This window comes from Pseudomonas sp. D4-21 (assembly GCF_051132125.1).
In the GTDB taxonomy this organism is placed as follows: domain Bacteria; phylum Pseudomonadota; class Gammaproteobacteria; order Pseudomonadales; family Pseudomonadaceae; genus Aquipseudomonas.
The window spans coordinates 3,345,175-3,358,811 of record NZ_CP071664.1 but is presented as its reverse complement, the minus strand read 5'-3'; the positions used below and the strand labels follow the sequence as shown (position 1 = coordinate 3,358,811).

Annotated in this window: 15 protein-coding genes; 5 read left to right on the top strand and 10 right to left on the bottom strand. The window is 61.7% G+C overall.

The features are described 5' to 3' along the window. The first annotated feature begins 213 nt into the window (after positions 1-213). A complete protein-coding gene (locus tag J3Q04_RS14910; protein ID WP_434563601.1) occupies positions 214-1,560 on the top strand; it encodes an MATE family efflux transporter in 1,347 nt (448 codons plus the stop codon). 78 nt (positions 1,561-1,638) lie between these two features. Beyond that, entirely contained in the window at positions 1,639-2,301 is a 663-nt protein-coding gene (locus J3Q04_RS14905) for an HAD family hydrolase (protein WP_434610949.1), read from the top strand. Positions 2,302-2,418: 117 nt separating this feature from the next. Here J3Q04_RS14905 and ppnN read toward each other — a convergent pair whose 3' ends face one another. Further along, positions 2,419-3,792: a nucleotide 5'-monophosphate nucleosidase PpnN gene (gene ppnN / locus J3Q04_RS14900; protein ID WP_420767699.1), complete on the bottom strand. Its 1,374-nt coding sequence runs from the start codon at positions 3,790-3,792 to the stop codon at positions 2,419-2,421. A gap of 217 nt (positions 3,793-4,009) precedes the next feature. Between ppnN and J3Q04_RS14895 the strand changes: the two genes are divergently transcribed. Together J3Q04_RS14895 and J3Q04_RS14890 are read left to right on the top strand one after the other, a co-directional pair. Further along, complete coding sequence (locus J3Q04_RS14895; RefSeq protein WP_434610951.1) at positions 4,010-4,546, top strand: DUF3087 family protein; 537 nt, start codon at positions 4,010-4,012, stop codon at positions 4,544-4,546. A gap of 87 nt (positions 4,547-4,633) precedes the next feature. Continuing rightward, the gene (locus J3Q04_RS14890; RefSeq protein ID WP_434563607.1) at positions 4,634-5,386 is read left to right on the top strand and encodes an OBAP family protein; all 753 of its coding nucleotides are present in this window, start codon (positions 4,634-4,636) and stop codon (positions 5,384-5,386) included. Positions 5,387-5,564: 178 nt separating this feature from the next. Here J3Q04_RS14890 and J3Q04_RS14885 read toward each other — a convergent pair whose 3' ends face one another. The 8 genes from J3Q04_RS14885 to J3Q04_RS14850 form a co-directional block, all read right to left on the bottom strand. Continuing rightward, positions 5,565-5,789 (bottom strand): hypothetical protein, encoded by a 225-nt coding sequence (locus J3Q04_RS14885; RefSeq protein WP_420767702.1) that lies wholly within the window; start codon positions 5,787-5,789, stop codon positions 5,565-5,567. Between the two features lie 61 nt (positions 5,790-5,850). Then, on the bottom strand, positions 5,851-6,030 hold the full coding sequence (locus J3Q04_RS14880) for a general stress protein (protein ID WP_003182983.1): 180 nt from the start codon (positions 6,028-6,030) through the stop codon (positions 5,851-5,853). A 222-nt stretch (positions 6,031-6,252) separates the two neighbouring features. Further along, positions 6,253-6,816: an ATP-dependent Clp protease proteolytic subunit gene (locus tag J3Q04_RS14875; RefSeq protein WP_030142235.1), complete on the bottom strand. Its 564-nt coding sequence runs from the start codon at positions 6,814-6,816 to the stop codon at positions 6,253-6,255. 133 nt (positions 6,817-6,949) lie between these two features. Beyond that, entirely contained in the window at positions 6,950-7,987 is a 1,038-nt protein-coding gene (locus tag J3Q04_RS14870; RefSeq protein ID WP_434563609.1) for a DNA topoisomerase IB, read from the bottom strand. Between the two features lie 121 nt (positions 7,988-8,108). Next, entirely contained in the window at positions 8,109-9,188 is a 1,080-nt protein-coding gene (gene modC, locus J3Q04_RS14865; RefSeq protein WP_434610955.1) for a molybdenum ABC transporter ATP-binding protein, read from the bottom strand. A gap of 3 nt (positions 9,189-9,191) precedes the next feature. Further along, positions 9,192-9,872 (bottom strand): molybdate ABC transporter permease subunit, encoded by a 681-nt coding sequence (gene modB / locus J3Q04_RS14860; RefSeq protein ID WP_420767705.1) that lies wholly within the window; start codon positions 9,870-9,872, stop codon positions 9,192-9,194. After that, positions 9,872-10,621 (bottom strand): molybdate ABC transporter substrate-binding protein, encoded by a 750-nt coding sequence (gene modA, locus J3Q04_RS14855; protein WP_434610957.1) that lies wholly within the window; start codon positions 10,619-10,621, stop codon positions 9,872-9,874. The genes modB and modA overlap by 1 nt, the downstream gene beginning before the upstream one ends. Before the next feature lie 238 nt (positions 10,622-10,859). Further along, entirely contained in the window at positions 10,860-11,921 is a 1,062-nt protein-coding gene (locus J3Q04_RS14850; RefSeq protein WP_434610959.1) for an NAD(P)H-dependent flavin oxidoreductase, read from the bottom strand. Positions 11,922-12,069: 148 nt separating this feature from the next. Here J3Q04_RS14850 and J3Q04_RS14845 point away from each other — a divergent pair, with 148 nt between their 5' ends. Then, positions 12,070-12,558, top strand: a complete 489-nt coding sequence (locus tag J3Q04_RS14845; protein WP_434610961.1) for a GyrI-like domain-containing protein — start codon at positions 12,070-12,072, stop codon at positions 12,556-12,558. Here the strand turns inward: J3Q04_RS14845 and ada are convergent. After that, positions 12,522-13,595, bottom strand: a complete 1,074-nt coding sequence (gene ada, locus J3Q04_RS14840) for a bifunctional DNA-binding transcriptional regulator/O6-methylguanine-DNA methyltransferase Ada (protein ID WP_434610964.1) — start codon at positions 13,593-13,595, stop codon at positions 12,522-12,524. The two genes, J3Q04_RS14845 and ada, sit on opposite strands and share 37 nt — an antisense overlap. Positions 13,596-13,637 lie beyond the last annotated feature (42 nt).

The window sequence follows — 13,637 nt, the reverse complement described above, 5'->3', positions numbered from 1 at the left end:
ACCCGGTCTTGAGGACCAGTCGTCCGGTTTTGGAAAAAAAGTGGCACATTGCTATCGCAGAATAGACGAGATCCTGGAAATGTCGAGGTGGCCTGACCTGTGGAAGAAATCACGGTGAACCTCAACAGTGTTCGTCAGATCATTCTCTGAAACACAATGAAAGGATTGAGCTAAATTACCCGCACCAGTTTTCGAACCTGCCATCGAGCCCTCATGCCCACCCAGCCTCTCTGGAAAACCTACCTGCTGTTCTTGGCCCCCATGGTCTTGTCCAATTTCCTGCAATCGATGTCCGGTACGCTCAATAGCATCTACATCGGCCAAATGCTCGGCACCCAGGCCCTGGCGGCGGTATCGGGGATGTTTCCCATCGTGTTTTTCTTCATCGCGTTGGTGATTGGCCTGGGCGCGGGGGCAGGGGTCTTGATCGGGCAGGCCTACGGCGCCGGCGAGACGGGAACCGTGAAGGCGATTGCCGGCTCGACGCTGCTGCTGGGGGCAATCATCGGACTGACGGCGGCGATCCTCGGCAGTGTTTTTGCCCGCGAGGGGCTGCAAGGCCTCGGAACGCCCGCCGACGTGCTGGAGGATGCGGTGTCGTATGCGCGGGTGATGATGTGGATCCTCCCGATGCTGCTGGTGTTTGTGCTTTTCACCCAGCTATTGCGTGGTGTCAGCGATACCGTTTCGCCGTTGCTGGCGTTGCTGGTGTCCACCAGCGTCGGGATGGCGCTGACGCCGGCGTTGATCCGTGGCTGGCTGGGGTTGCCGCAGATGGGCATCCAGAGCGCGGCGCTGGCGGGGCTGGTGGGCACCGCGTCGGCGATGGCGATGCTGGCGTGGCGCCTGAATCGACGGGCCCATGCCTTGGCGCCGGATCGGGCGCTGTTCGCGGCGATGCGCCTGGACAGGGATATCCTCGGCAAAGTGCTGCGCATCGGCCTGCCCACCGGATTGCAGATGGTGGTGATCTCGCTGTCGGAGTTGGTCATCCTGGCCCTGGTCAATCGCCACGGCTCCCAAGCCACGGCCGCCTATGGCGCGGTGACGCAGATTGTCAATTACGTGCAGTTCCCGGCGCTGTCGATTGCCATCACCGCGTCGATCCTCGGCGCCCAGGCCATCGGCGCCGGACGCCTGGAACGCCTGGGGCCGATCCTGCGCACCGGGATGCTGATCAACGTCTGGTTGACCGGTGGGCTGGTGCTGCTGGGGTACTTGTTGTCCCACTGGTTGCTGGGCCTGTTCATCACCGACCCGGCGGCGCGGGTCCAGGCCGAGCACTTGTTGCACATCATGCTATGGAGCCTTTTGGTGTTCGGCTTCCAGGCCATCATCGGTGGCATCATGCGCGCCAGCGGCACGGTGCTGATGCCGGTGGCGATCTCGATTTTCTGCATCATCGGCGTGCAAGTTCCGGTCGCCTACCTGCTGGACGCACACTTCGGCCTGCAAGGGGTGTGGATGGCGTTTCCGGTGGCTTACCTGAGCATGCTGTTGCTGCAGACGCTGTATTACAAACGGGTCTGGCAGCACCAGCGGATCGAGCGGTTGGTGTAACCGGCCCGACATGGAACCCTTGGGAGGCAAGCTCGCTCCCATAGGGTTAGTCACCTTTTCCGATTTACGAGGATCCCGATGTCCGCAGAACTCCCCACCGTCGCCTACCGCGCCTTCCTCTTCGACATGGACGGCACGCTGCTCAATTCCGTCGCCGCCACCGAGCGGATCTGGACCCGCTGGGCCATGCGCCATGGCCTGGACGTGGCTAAATTCCTGCCGACTATCCATGGCGTGCGCGCCGTCGACACCGTTGCCCGCCAGAACCTGCCAGGAGTGGATGCCCAGGCCGAGGCCGCGCAGCTCACCATCGAAGAAATCGAGGACGTGGAAGGGGTGGTCGAGGTGCCCGGTGCGCTGGCCTTTCTCAAGAGCCTGCCGCCGACGCAATGGGCGATTGTCACCTCGGCGCCGATGGCCTTGGCTTTGCGTCGCATGGAAGCGGCCGGGATTCCGCGCCCCGACGTGATGGTGACCGCCGAGGACGTGAGCGCCGGCAAGCCGAATCCAGCGTGCTACCTATTGGCCGCACAACGCTTGCAAGTTGCTCCGCAGGAATGCCTGGTGTTCGAGGACGCAGAAGCCGGAATCAAGGCTGGCGAGGCGGCGAACATGGACGTAATGGTAGTGACGGCCACGCATACGCACCCGGTGGTGACGGTGCATTCGCAGATCGCGGATTACCGTGGGCTGAGTGTCGCGGTGGATGATGGATTGCTACGCTTCTCAAACCAACGCTAGCCCCCTGTGGGAGCGAGCCTGCTCGCGAAGGCGTCATGTCAGTCATATCAATAATGGCTGAACCACCGCATTCGCGAGCAGGCTCGCTCCCACATGTTTAACCTTAGCGATTTGAGGTCAGGTCACTACCCGATAGCACGGCACATACGCCGCGCCGCCCGGCAGTTTCATCCGGTGTTGCGCGACAAAGGCCTGGAGCAGGCGATCCAGCGGTTCCATGATCGCGGGATCACCATGGATTTCGTACGGGCCGTGTTCTTCGATCAGGCGGATGCCCTTGTCCTTCACGTTCCCGGCCACGATCCCCGAAAATGCCCGGCGCAGGTTGGCGGCCAGTTCGTGGGAGGGCAGGTCGCGGCTCAAGCCCAGGCTGGCCATGTTGGCGTGGGTAGGGTCGAACGGGCGTTGGAAACCTTCGTCGATTTTCAGCAGCCAGTTGAAATGAAAGGCGTCGTTGCGCTCGCGGCGGAACTGCTTCACTTCTTTGAGCCCCTGGGTCATCTGCCGCGCCACTTCGGCCGGGTCGTCGATGATGATCTGGTAGTGCTTCTGCGCGGCTTCGCCCAAGGTCGCGCCGACGAACGCGTGCAACTGCTCGAAATACGGCGTGGCGCTTTTAGGCCCGGTGAGGATCACCGGGAACGGCAGGTCCTGGTTGGCCGGGTGCATGAGAATGCCCAGCAGGTAGAGAAATTCTTCCGCCGTACCGGCGCCGCCCGGGAAGATGATGATGCCGTGGCCGACGCGCACGAAGGCTTCCAGACGCTTTTCGATATCCGGCAGGATCACCAGTTCATTGACGATCGGGTTCGGTGCCTCCGCGGCAATGATGCCCGGCTCCGTCAGGCCCAGGTAGCGGCCACCCTGGATGCGCTGCTTGGCGTGGGCGATGGTGGCGCCTTTCATCGGGCCTTTCATCACGCCGGGACCGCAGCCGGTGCAGATGTCCAGGCTGCGCAGGCCCAGTTCGTGGCCGACTTTCTTGGTGTACTTGTATTCTTCGGTGTTGATCGAGTGGCCGCCCCAGCACACGACGATTTTCGGTTCCACGCCAGGGCGCAAGGTGCGGGCGTTGCGCAGCAGGTGGAACACGTAGTCGCTGATGCCCTGGGACGAGCTCAGGTCGATGCGCTGGCTGTCCAGCTCGTTCTCGGTGTAGACGATGTCGCGCAGGGCGCTGAAGAGCATTTCCCGGGTGCTGGCGATCATCTCGCCGTCGACGAACGCATCGGCCGGCGCGTTCAGCAGCTCCAGGCGTACACCACGGTCCTGTTGGTGGATGCGGATCTCGAAGTCCTTGTAGGCTTCCAGGATGGTCTTGGCGTTATCGACATGGGCGCCGGTGTTGAGAATCGCCAGGGCGCACTGGCGGAAAAGATCGTAGATGCTGCCGGAACCGGCTTCGCTCAGTTGCTGCACTTCGCGCTGGGACAAAGTCTCCAGGCTGCCCTTGGGGCTTACCGAAGCGTTGATTACATGTCTTTGAGTCATTCAGCTTTCCTTGAAAACGATGCCGCTCGCACGACGGCGGCATCTTGAAAAAAACGTCCACGCAGGAAGATCGCACGATCCTTGCGGTATCGCCATGGACTTTGATCCGGATCCATCGGGTCGGTTGCAACACAAAATGAGCCCCAGCATAGCTAAATCGACCGGGCAGGCGATAATGCGCGAGTCTTTTCACGCCATACAAGGAAATTGCGACGCGATGTTCGAGATCAAACCGTGGGACGCCGCCGACTACCGGCAACAGACCCGTCGCAGCACCCTCATCGTGGCCGTGGTGTTTCTGGCGCTGGCAATGCTGTTGTCCAGCCTGGCGGTGATGCTGTTCGGTACACCCGGGGGCGATAATTTTCGCTTCAATGTCGGCGGCGTTTTCGCTGCCGTGCTGGTGATGGTCGGGCTGATGCGCGGCTATTTCTGGTCGCAGCCGTGGATGGCCGCTGCGGTGTATGGCTGGCAGCTCAAGCGCAGCCTGATGAGCGTCACCAATGTGATGCACCAGGTAAAGGCCGGTGTGCAGGCCCGGGATCCGGCAGCGATGAAGCTACTGCGTTTCTATCACCTGGGCCTGGCCCAGATGCACCGGCTGGATGCCAATTCCAGCGACCACGCCTCGTTGGTCCGTGAGGCCGACGAGCATCTGGAAAACATGCAGGCGCTGGGCCTGGATTCAGAGCAATCACGCCTGGACCCGGCCTGGATAGACTCGGTCAAACAGGCCTACGGCGAGCGCCGCTAACGGCCGCTCATCGGTTGCCTCGGGAAAAAAATAAACCCCGGTCTTCCAATGCCTTTCTCATGAGCAGTCATGGAAAGGAGAGTCGAGATGACTGGAAAGATGGTTCATGGAACCTGGGCCCTGTTGTGTGTGGCTACAGTGGGATTGGCGGGCTGCGCGGGCGGTAACAGCCACTCACCGGTAGACGCGCCAGGCGCCGCGAAAAGCCCAACCACCGCGACGCTGGAAGCGGGGGCCGGGATCATGCAGAACAAACCCCCTTTGCAAGCGTTGGATACCTACCTGGACGGCTTTCATTTTTATAACGGCCGGATGTCCGGGCAAATGGAAGCGCACCATTACTGCACGGCACTGAACGAAGAAGTGTTCCAGTGCGCCATCTTCGATGCCAACAGCGCCAAGGCCAAATTGATGGGCGTGGAATACATCATCAGTAAGCGCCTGTTCGAAAGCTTGCCCGCCGCCGAAAAGCAGCTGTGGCACAGCCATGTGCATGAGGTGAAGTCTGGACAACTGGTCGCGCCGGGCATACCGGAGGTGGCGGAAACCCGCTTGATGAAGAACCTGGTCAGCACTTACGGCAAGACCTGGCACACCTGGCACACCGAGCAGGGCAACGCTCTGCCTTACGGCGTTCCGCAGTTGATGATGGGGTTCACCGCCGATGGGCAGATCGATCCGCAATTGGTGCGCGAGCGCGACCGCCGGATGGGCATCGACAGCGAAGCGAAGAAACACGCCCGCGAATCGATCAGCGCACCGGACATCGATCCTGGCGCGGATGCGTGGCGCAAAGGGCAGGTGTGGCAGATAAAGGATCCGACGGGGCATACCCATTAAAGTCATTTGAACAAATGCTTTGTGGCGAGGAAGCTAGCTCCCGCTGGGTTGCGAAGCGGCCCAGGGCAATCCACCTGGATATATATGTTTTGTTAATACGAGTTGGGCTGCTGTGCAGCCCATCGGGAACAAACTCCCTCGCCACGGGGCAGGGAGTTGAAAAGGAAGGTTATATACACTACGGCTGTTTGAAATGCCCCGGAACATCATGTTCCGTTTCGTTTGGCTTGGTTCTTTTCTGAACTTGAACATCGCTGATCTTGACGCTCTTTAATTCAGTAAAGGACACTCGCAAGAGTGCCTCGGCTTCTTCGGTGGTAAGCGTCTCGGTGTCGCCTGCCAATACCCGGCTATCGGGTTGGCCGTCGGCGATGAAACTGACGATGAATCGATCCTGGCTCATTCGTTACCTCGACAAGTCAAGCGCCAGGACGCAGCAGAGCTGCGCCCCAACGGTTCTCGGGTTACGACTTCCTGCCGCCGCCGTGGCTGCGTTCGCCACCTTTGCGGCCTGCTTCAGAGGCTTTTTCCCGATCATTTGCGAAATTGCCGCCGGAAGCGTGTCCGCCTTTCTTGCCGGCTTCGGATGCTTTCTCACGGTCGTTTGCGAAGTTACCTGGATTTTTGTTTCCGCTATTAGCCATTTCGAGAATCCTCATTTTAGTTAAGCGAGTAAAACGTGCCTCGCAGTATTGTGAAAGAAAACGGCGGATGGAAGTTTAGAAAAAACGTTTCGCTGGCGACGAACGGTAGTGAGTTGAAAAGTGTTGCTGAAAAAAGTTATACAGCCGTTTCGCTTGAGCTTATACAACATCGAAAAGATTAATTAACAAAGCGGCGGCAAATGATATTTATTCATCGAATACTCAGTCCTCACCGCCGCTCACTTTCCAATGCTTGGCTTCGGGTGGAAACACCACTTGTTCAACCCTGTGGGCAATGCCAAAGGCCAGTGAGTTTTCCGCCGGGATCACACGCTCCTCGGCGCACAGGCACTTGAAGATATCCAGTTGCGTGGCGGCACCGGCGGTTTCCTTGACGTAGATTTCCACATACCGCGCCACGTCGTTGTCCAGGCTGGACAGGTATTCGCGCAAGCGCGAGTGATCCACCGACTTCTGGCCGAAATACCAATTCATCGGGTGGATCAGGAAGCGCGAGTGGGGCGTGGTGGTGCGGTCGCTGGCGGCCAGGTACATGACGATGCCCATCGACTCGATGTTGCCGGCGTTCACGGCGCGCACCGGCACGGGAAGAGACTTGATGAAGGTGTAAAGGGTGAAACCGAAGTTCGTGCTACCGCCGACCGTAGAGAGGTTGAGCATCAGCGAGTCGGCGCCTTTTTCAATGGCTTCCAGGCAATTGTCCCGAAAGCGCTCGGTGGTTCCTTGATCGATCTGGCAATGGAAATGGACGATGTGTTCGGACATCTGAAACTCCTCTCGACTTACGCGTTGACGAGTCTGCGGATCAGCGGCTCTGTACAGTTGGGAGTCCGCCGGCTGTCGGATGTTCCACTTCCGTCATTCGCTTATCGAGGCCCGCAGCGCTCGATTGCTTCGGTCAACAGGCTTCGACGGCTTGGGCCATGCGCTGCAGGAACATCGTCAGCGCAGCTTCTTGGGCACTCAGGCCTTTGCGAACCCGGGGCTTGGGCAGTTCGTGCAGGACGCCGCGCATGAAACCCTCCACAACGGCGGGGTGGATATAGCATTTACGACAGACGGCGGGCGTGTTGCCCAACTGTCGGGCGACCTGCCTGACCATCTCGGCCACGTGCCGCTTGGCCTCGGTTTCGGTTTCCCACTGCAGTGTGCGCAGGCCGTCCAGCGCCGCCGCGCTGCCTGCCCAGGTGCGGTAGTCCTTGGCGGTGAAATCGGCGCCGGTGAGGGTCTTGAGGTAGGCGTTGATATCCGAAGAAGTGATGGCGTGGCGCTCGCCGTTTTCATCCAGGTACTGGAACAGGTTCTGCCCGGGCATTTCCTGGCAGCGCTTGACGATCCGCGCCAGGCGCCGGTCCTTCACGGTGATCTGGTGTTCGATGCCGCTCTTGCCCCGGAACTGGAAAGCGATGGCGCTGCCATTGACCGCGACATGCTTGTTGCGCAGGGTGGTCAGGCCGTAGGAGCGGTTGTCCCGGGCGTATTGCGTATTGCCGACGCGAATAAGGGTGACGTCGAGCAAGGTGATGACCGTCGCCATGACTTTGTCGCGGCTGAAGCCGGGGGTGGCGAGGATCTCTTCCAGGCGTTTGCGCAGCCGGGGCAGTGTGCGGCCGAATTCCAGCATGCGTGAATACTTGTCGGCATCGCGCACTTCGCGCCAGCGCGTGTGATAACGGTACTGCTTGCGCCCACGGGCATCGCGCCCGGTGGCTTGGAGGTGGCCGCGCGGGTCGCAGCAGATCCAGACGTCGGTGTAGGCCGGCGGAACGGCCAGGGAATTGATGCGTTGGATTTCGGCCGCGTCAGTGATGCGCTGGCCCGAAGGGTCGAAATAGCAGAATTTGCCTCGCAGTTTCCTGCGGGTAATGCCCGGCGCAGTGTCATCGACATAGTGCAAGTCGGCCGGGAGTGCATCGGGCAGCGGGGTGTCGGGCATGGTTGATCCTTGGCGATGAATTCAAATGGCCTGTGAACTCATTGACCTCTGCCCGTTGCGGTCGTGCCGAGATTCTCATGTCACTTGGGACGCTTGTGTGCTGGCCCTACAGGCGCGAAGGCTACGCCAACACCGCCACCGCCTTGATCTGCGCCCACACGATCTGTCCGGGATGCAGCTTCAACTGATCGCGCGAATACCGAGTGATCCGCGCCAGCAGCGGTGTGCCGGCGGCCTCCACGCGGATCAGCACATGGGCGGCATTGTCGCCGGCCAGTTCGCTGACGACCGCCACTGGCAGGCGATTGAGGATGCTGGTCTGCCCGTCGTTCGCCAGGCTCAGGCTGACGTCCCGGGCCTGGACCTTGAAGCGCAGCGGCTGCCCGACCGCCAGCGCCGTGTGGGCAACCCGCACGTTCAACTGGCTGTCGGGCAGGGTCAGGGTGAGCAACTGATAGCCCGGGTCGTAGCCGGCGACTTTTCCGTTGATCACCACGCCTGCGTCATCCCCCAACGCCAATGGCAGGTCGAGCCGGGCGAGGGTCTCGCCGATTGGCCCGCTGGCCAAGGCCCGCCCAGCGTCCAGCACCACGATATGATCGGCCAGCCGCGCCACTTCGTCCTGGGAATGGCTGACGTACAGCACCGGGATATCCAGCTCATCGTGGAGCCGTTGCAGGTAAGGCAGGATCTCGTTTTTGCGGCGTGTATCGAGGGCGGCCAGAGGCTCGTCCATCAGCAGCAGGCGCGGGCTGGTCAGCAAGGCGCGGGCGATGCCGACGCGCTGGCGTTCGCCACCGGAAAGGTTGTGAGGTTGCCTGTCGAGGAGATGGCCGATGCCGAGCAGTTCCGTCGCGTGGTTGATGTCCACGCGCCGTTGCGCCGCGGCAACGCGCTTGAGGCCGAACAGAAGATTGTCGCGCACCGACAAGTGATCGAACAGGCTCGCCTCCTGGAAAACATACCCCAGCGCTCGCTTGTGAGGCGGGACGAACACCTCATGCTCACTGTCTTGCCAGACCTCGCCATTGACCTCGACGAAACCCCGCGTCGGTCGGTCCAGCCCGGCCATGCAGCGCAGGCAGGTGGTCTTGCCGGATCCGGACTCGCCGTACAACGCCGTCACCCCACGGCCGGGCAATTGCAGGTCCAGGTCCAGGGAAAAATCGCCACGGTCGAGTTGAAACCTTGCCTCGATCATCGATCAGCTCCAACCGGCGCGAGTTCGGCGGCTAGAGTACAGCGCCAGCAGCACCAGGAAAGAGAACACCAGCATCGCCGCCGCCAGCCAATGGGCCTGGCTGTACTCAAGGGCTTCGACGTGGTCGTAGATTTGCACCGACACCACCCGGGTCTTCTCGGGGATGTTGCCGCCGATCATCAACACCACGCCAAACTCACCCACCGTGTGGGCGAAGCCGAGGATTGCGGCGGTGATGAAACCCGGTCGGGCCAAAGGCAGGATGACGCTGAAAAAGGTATCCCACGGCCCGGCCCGCAGGGTGGCGGCGACTTCCAAAGGACGACTGCCGATAGCGGAAAAGGCGTTTTGTAGCGGCTGCACCACGAAGGGCATTGAGTAGATCACCGAGCCAATCACCAGTCCGGTAAAGCTGAAGGTGAGGGTGCCCAGCCCGAGGGCTTGGGTGAATTGGCCGATCCAGCCGTTGGGTCCCAGCGCCAGCAGCAGATAGAAGCCAATCACGGTAGGCGGCAGTACCAGCGGCAGGGCGACCACCGCACCCACCGGACCGCGAAGCCGCGATTGGGTGCGCGACAGCCACAGGGCGATGGGCGTGCCGATGAAAAGCAGGATCACCGTGGTCAGCGACGCCAGTTTCAGGGTCAGCCAGATGGCGGCGTAATCGGCGTCGGTCAGTGGCATCAGCGTTGGTAACCGTAGGCCTGGATGATGGCGGCGGCTTTCGGGCCCTTCAGATAGCTCATCAATGCCTGGGCGGCGGGGTTGCCCCGTCCCTTTGCCAGGATCACCGCGTCCTGCTTGATCGGATCATGCAGTTCGCCCGGGACAACCCACGCGGAACCGCTTGTCAGCTTGCCGTCCTTGAACACCTGGGACAGGGCCACGAAACCCAGTTCGGCATTGCCAGTGGAAACGAACTGATAGGCCTGGGTGATGTTCTGGCCCTCGACGATCTTGCCCTTGGCCTGATGGGTGAGCCCCAGCTTTTCCAGCACCTGTGTGGCGGCCAGGCCATACGGCGCGGTTTTCGGATTGGCAATGGACAGGTGTTGGAAGGCATTGTCCCGCAGGACTTGCCCCTTGGCGTCGACGTAATCGGTCTTGGCCGACCACAACGCCAACGTACCGATGGCGTAGGTAAAGCGCGAGCCCTGCACGGTGTCGCCTTCGCTGTCCAGCCTCGCCGGCGTGGTGTCGTCGGCAGCCAGGAACACCTCGAATGGCGCGCCGTTCTTGATCTGGGTATAGAACTGCCCGGTCGCGCCGTAGGCGGCAATCAGTTTATGCCCGGTGTCCTTCTCGAAGCTGGCGGCGATGGCCTGGATCGGGGCGGTGAAGTTGGACGCGACGGCGACTTGCACTTCATCGGCTTGGGCGGCGTTGATACAAAAGCAAGTAGCAAGCAGCAGGACGAGCGGGGTCAGGCGCATGGGCAGGGTTCCGTGGAAATGGTTTCGCTATATAGCGGAATATATAGCGAAAGGCTGACAAACGGAACGTGGCTTTTTGTCAGAAGTCAGCGGTGGCAGGGCTGCCGTCATCGCGAGCAAGCTCGCTCCCACAGGATTTCGGGATGAATGCATGATTGATATTCACACTGAACCCCTGTGGGAGCGAGCTTGCTCGCGATAGCGTCCGGTCAAGCGCCGGAGACTGTCAGGCTAGCGCTCAGCCCTTGAACCGAGCCAGAGCCTCCTCAGCCAGGCGCCGCGTCAGCTCGCCACTGGGCAGCTCCCGCCCCAGGGGAAACGCCTGGCCGGCCCAAAGGTTGGCGAAGTCGGCTTCATCCTTCGCGCGAAGGGGCATCAACGCGCCGCCCGCCAGCGGAAATGCTGGCGCCAGTGGGCTCATCGGGCCGACCTCGCGCATCACCCGGTTGACGATCCCTCGGGCCGGCCGACCGGTGAACAGGTTGGTGATTGCAGTCTGGCTTTCCTTGGCCGTGCGCAACGCCCGGTGATGGGAAGGCGTGATCTTCGCTTCCGGGGTAAACAGGTAGGCGCTGCCCAGCTGCACCGCCGACGCACCCAGGGCAAATGCGGCGACGATGCCCCGCGCATCGCCGATACCGCCGGCGGCGATCACCGGCACGGTCACCGCGTCCACGACTTGCGGCAGCAAGGCGAACAGGCCCACCTGAGTATCGAGGTCGTCGCTGAGGAACATCCCTCGATGACCGCCGGCTTCATAACCCATGGCAATGATCGCGTCGCAGCCGTGTCGCTCGAGCCAGATCGCTTCTTCCACGGTGGTGGCCGAAGAGAGGACTTTCGCCCCGGTGGCCTTGACCCGATCGAGCAACGATTTTTCCGGCAGGCCGAAGTGGAAGCTGACCACCTTGGGTCGCATCTTCTCCAACACCCGGCAGGCCGTATCGTCGAACGGCGTGCGATTGGATACGGGCGTCGGCGCGTCGAAATCCACCCCCAGTTCTTCGTAATAAGGCTTGAGGCGCTGTTTCCAGGCCTCGGCCCGTTGTTCGTCGAAAGCGGGCGGCTGATGACTGAAAAAATTGACGTTGAACGGCTTGTCGGTCTGCTCGGCGATGGTCGTCAGTGCCTGGCGCAGTTGCTCCACGTCGAGCATCGCCGCGGGCATCGAGCCCAGTCCGCCGGCATTGCAAGTGGCGACCACCATCGCCGGACCGGTCACCCCGGCCAGCGGCCCCTGGATGATGGGATGCTCGATGCCGAGCAGGTCAAGAATGCGGGTGTCTGGCCACTGACTCATGTTCGGGTGTCTCCGACGGCAGAAGGAAACGGTGTTTTTAGCAGGTGTGACCCGGCCAGGGCCAGTCGAGTTTTTCAATCGCTGCCCGGGTTTGATACCAACGGCGGGATGGGTACCATGGGACACCACTTATCAAGGAGCCGAACCCATGGACGTGAAACTCAAGACCGTCGAACCTTTCACGGTCGCCGGTTTGCAGGTACGCACCCGCAACGCCGAGGAGCAACAGGGCGATACGGCGAAAATCGGCCCGATGTGGCAGCAATTCTTCACCGAAGGGTTGTTCGAGCGAGTTCCGGCGCGGCAGTCGGAGTCGTTCGTCTACGGTGTGTACTCCGGCTACGAGTCCGATGCCACCGGCTACTTCAATGTGACGGCGGGCGTACAGGTCGACGCCACGAGCGCAGGCTACCCCGCCGTGGAAGTCGAAGGCGGGGATTACCTGATGTTCTCGGCCAAGGGCGTAATGCCCGATTGCGTGATCCAGACCTGGGGGCTGATCTGGGCGTACTTCGCCGACAACCCGCAGGCCGTGCGCCGGTTCAGCACCGATTTCGAGGTCTATACCGCACCCGACTCGGTGGCGATCTATATCGGTGTTCAATCCTCGGGCGAGCGTTCCAGCGCCAACAGCTGACGCTTGCGCTCAACGCCCCAGCGGTAGCCCGACAGGTTGCCGTCGCTGCGCACCACTCGATGGCAGGGGATCGCCACGGCGAGGCTATTGGCGCCGCAGGCCTGGGCCACCGCGCGCACCGCTTTGGGCATGCCGATGCGCTGGGCGATTTCGGCATAGCTGGCGGTGCTGCCGGGCGCGATCTCTCGCAGGGCTTGCCAGACCCGTTCCTGGAACGCCGTGCCACGCAAGTCCAGTGGCAGGTCCAGGCCCAGCGCCGGTGCCTCGATGAAGCCCACCACTTGGGCAATCAGTTGCTCGAATTCCCGGTCGGCACCGATGAGGTTGGCGCGGCGGAACTTGTCTTGCAGGTCACGCAGCAGCGCATCCGGGTCGTCCCCCAGCAGGATCGCGCACACGCCACGCTCGCTTTGCGCCACCAGGATCGCTCCCAGGGAACACTGGCCGAGGGCGAAGCGAATATCGGTGTTCAGCCCGGCGGCGCGATACTCGCCAGGTTTCATACCCAGGACTTTGTCGGCGGCTTCATAGAAGCGGCTGTTGGAACCGAAGCCTGCGTCGTAAAGCGCTTCGGTCACCGTTCCGGCGTCGGCCAGGCGTTCGCGCACTTTGCGCGAGCGATGGGCGGCGCCGTAGGCCTTGGGGGTCAGGCCGGTGATCGACTTGAAGACGCGATGAAAATGGAAGGGACTCAGGCCGGCGCTTTGTGCCAGTTCAGTCAAGCCTGGCAGTTGCTCGGCCGCCTCGATCTGCCGGCAGGCCGCCGCCACCCGCGCCGCTTGTTGCGCGGCGATCTGGGTCTGGTCCCTGGCCATCCGTTTGCTGGGACGATAACCGGCTGCCTGGGCCTGTTCCGGCGTGTCGAAGAATTCGACATTGCGCGGGTTGGGCAGGCGCGACAGGCTGCTGGGGTGGCAATAGATGCCGGTGGTCTTCACGCCGTAGACAAAGGTGCCATCGGCGCGCGGATCCCGGGCGAGTACGGCGGCCCAGCGAGGGTCCTGATCAGGGGCGAGCGTACTTGAAGTGCTGTTCATGGTCGTGATTCCTTTGGCCCGTTTTGGCTAGATTACTGAGCC

What these genes read in the sequence shown, in the direction of transcription:
- J3Q04_RS14845 (WP_434610961.1), top strand. Translation starts at nt 12,070, where the DNA reads ATGGACGTGAAACTCAAGACCGTCGAACCTTTCACGGTCGCCGGTTTG.
- J3Q04_RS14870 (WP_434563609.1), bottom strand. Translation starts at nt 7,987, where the DNA reads ATGCCCGACACCCCGCTGCCCGATGCACTCCCGGCCGACTTGCACTAT.
- J3Q04_RS14910 (WP_434563601.1), top strand. Translation starts at nt 214, where the DNA reads ATGCCCACCCAGCCTCTCTGGAAAACCTACCTGCTGTTCTTGGCCCCC.
- modB (WP_420767705.1), bottom strand. Translation starts at nt 9,872, where the DNA reads ATGCCACTGACCGACGCCGATTACGCCGCCATCTGGCTGACCCTGAAA.
- ada (WP_434610964.1), bottom strand. Translation starts at nt 13,595, where the DNA reads ATGAACAGCACTTCAAGTACGCTCGCCCCTGATCAGGACCCTCGCTGG.
- J3Q04_RS14895 (WP_434610951.1), top strand. Translation starts at nt 4,010, where the DNA reads ATGTTCGAGATCAAACCGTGGGACGCCGCCGACTACCGGCAACAGACC.
- J3Q04_RS14850 (WP_434610959.1), bottom strand. Translation starts at nt 11,921, where the DNA reads ATGAGTCAGTGGCCAGACACCCGCATTCTTGACCTGCTCGGCATCGAG.
- J3Q04_RS14890 (WP_434563607.1), top strand. Translation starts at nt 4,634, where the DNA reads ATGACTGGAAAGATGGTTCATGGAACCTGGGCCCTGTTGTGTGTGGCT.
- J3Q04_RS14880 (WP_003182983.1), bottom strand. Translation starts at nt 6,030, where the DNA reads ATGGCTAATAGCGGAAACAAAAATCCAGGTAACTTCGCAAACGACCGT.
- J3Q04_RS14905 (WP_434610949.1), top strand. Translation starts at nt 1,639, where the DNA reads ATGTCCGCAGAACTCCCCACCGTCGCCTACCGCGCCTTCCTCTTCGAC.
- J3Q04_RS14875 (WP_030142235.1), bottom strand. Translation starts at nt 6,816, where the DNA reads ATGTCCGAACACATCGTCCATTTCCATTGCCAGATCGATCAAGGAACC.
- modA (WP_434610957.1), bottom strand. Translation starts at nt 10,621, where the DNA reads ATGCGCCTGACCCCGCTCGTCCTGCTGCTTGCTACTTGCTTTTGTATC.
- J3Q04_RS14885 (WP_420767702.1), bottom strand. Translation starts at nt 5,789, where the DNA reads ATGAGCCAGGATCGATTCATCGTCAGTTTCATCGCCGACGGCCAACCC.
- modC (WP_434610955.1), bottom strand. Translation starts at nt 9,188, where the DNA reads ATGATCGAGGCAAGGTTTCAACTCGACCGTGGCGATTTTTCCCTGGAC.
- ppnN (WP_420767699.1), bottom strand. Translation starts at nt 3,792, where the DNA reads ATGACTCAAAGACATGTAATCAACGCTTCGGTAAGCCCCAAGGGCAGC.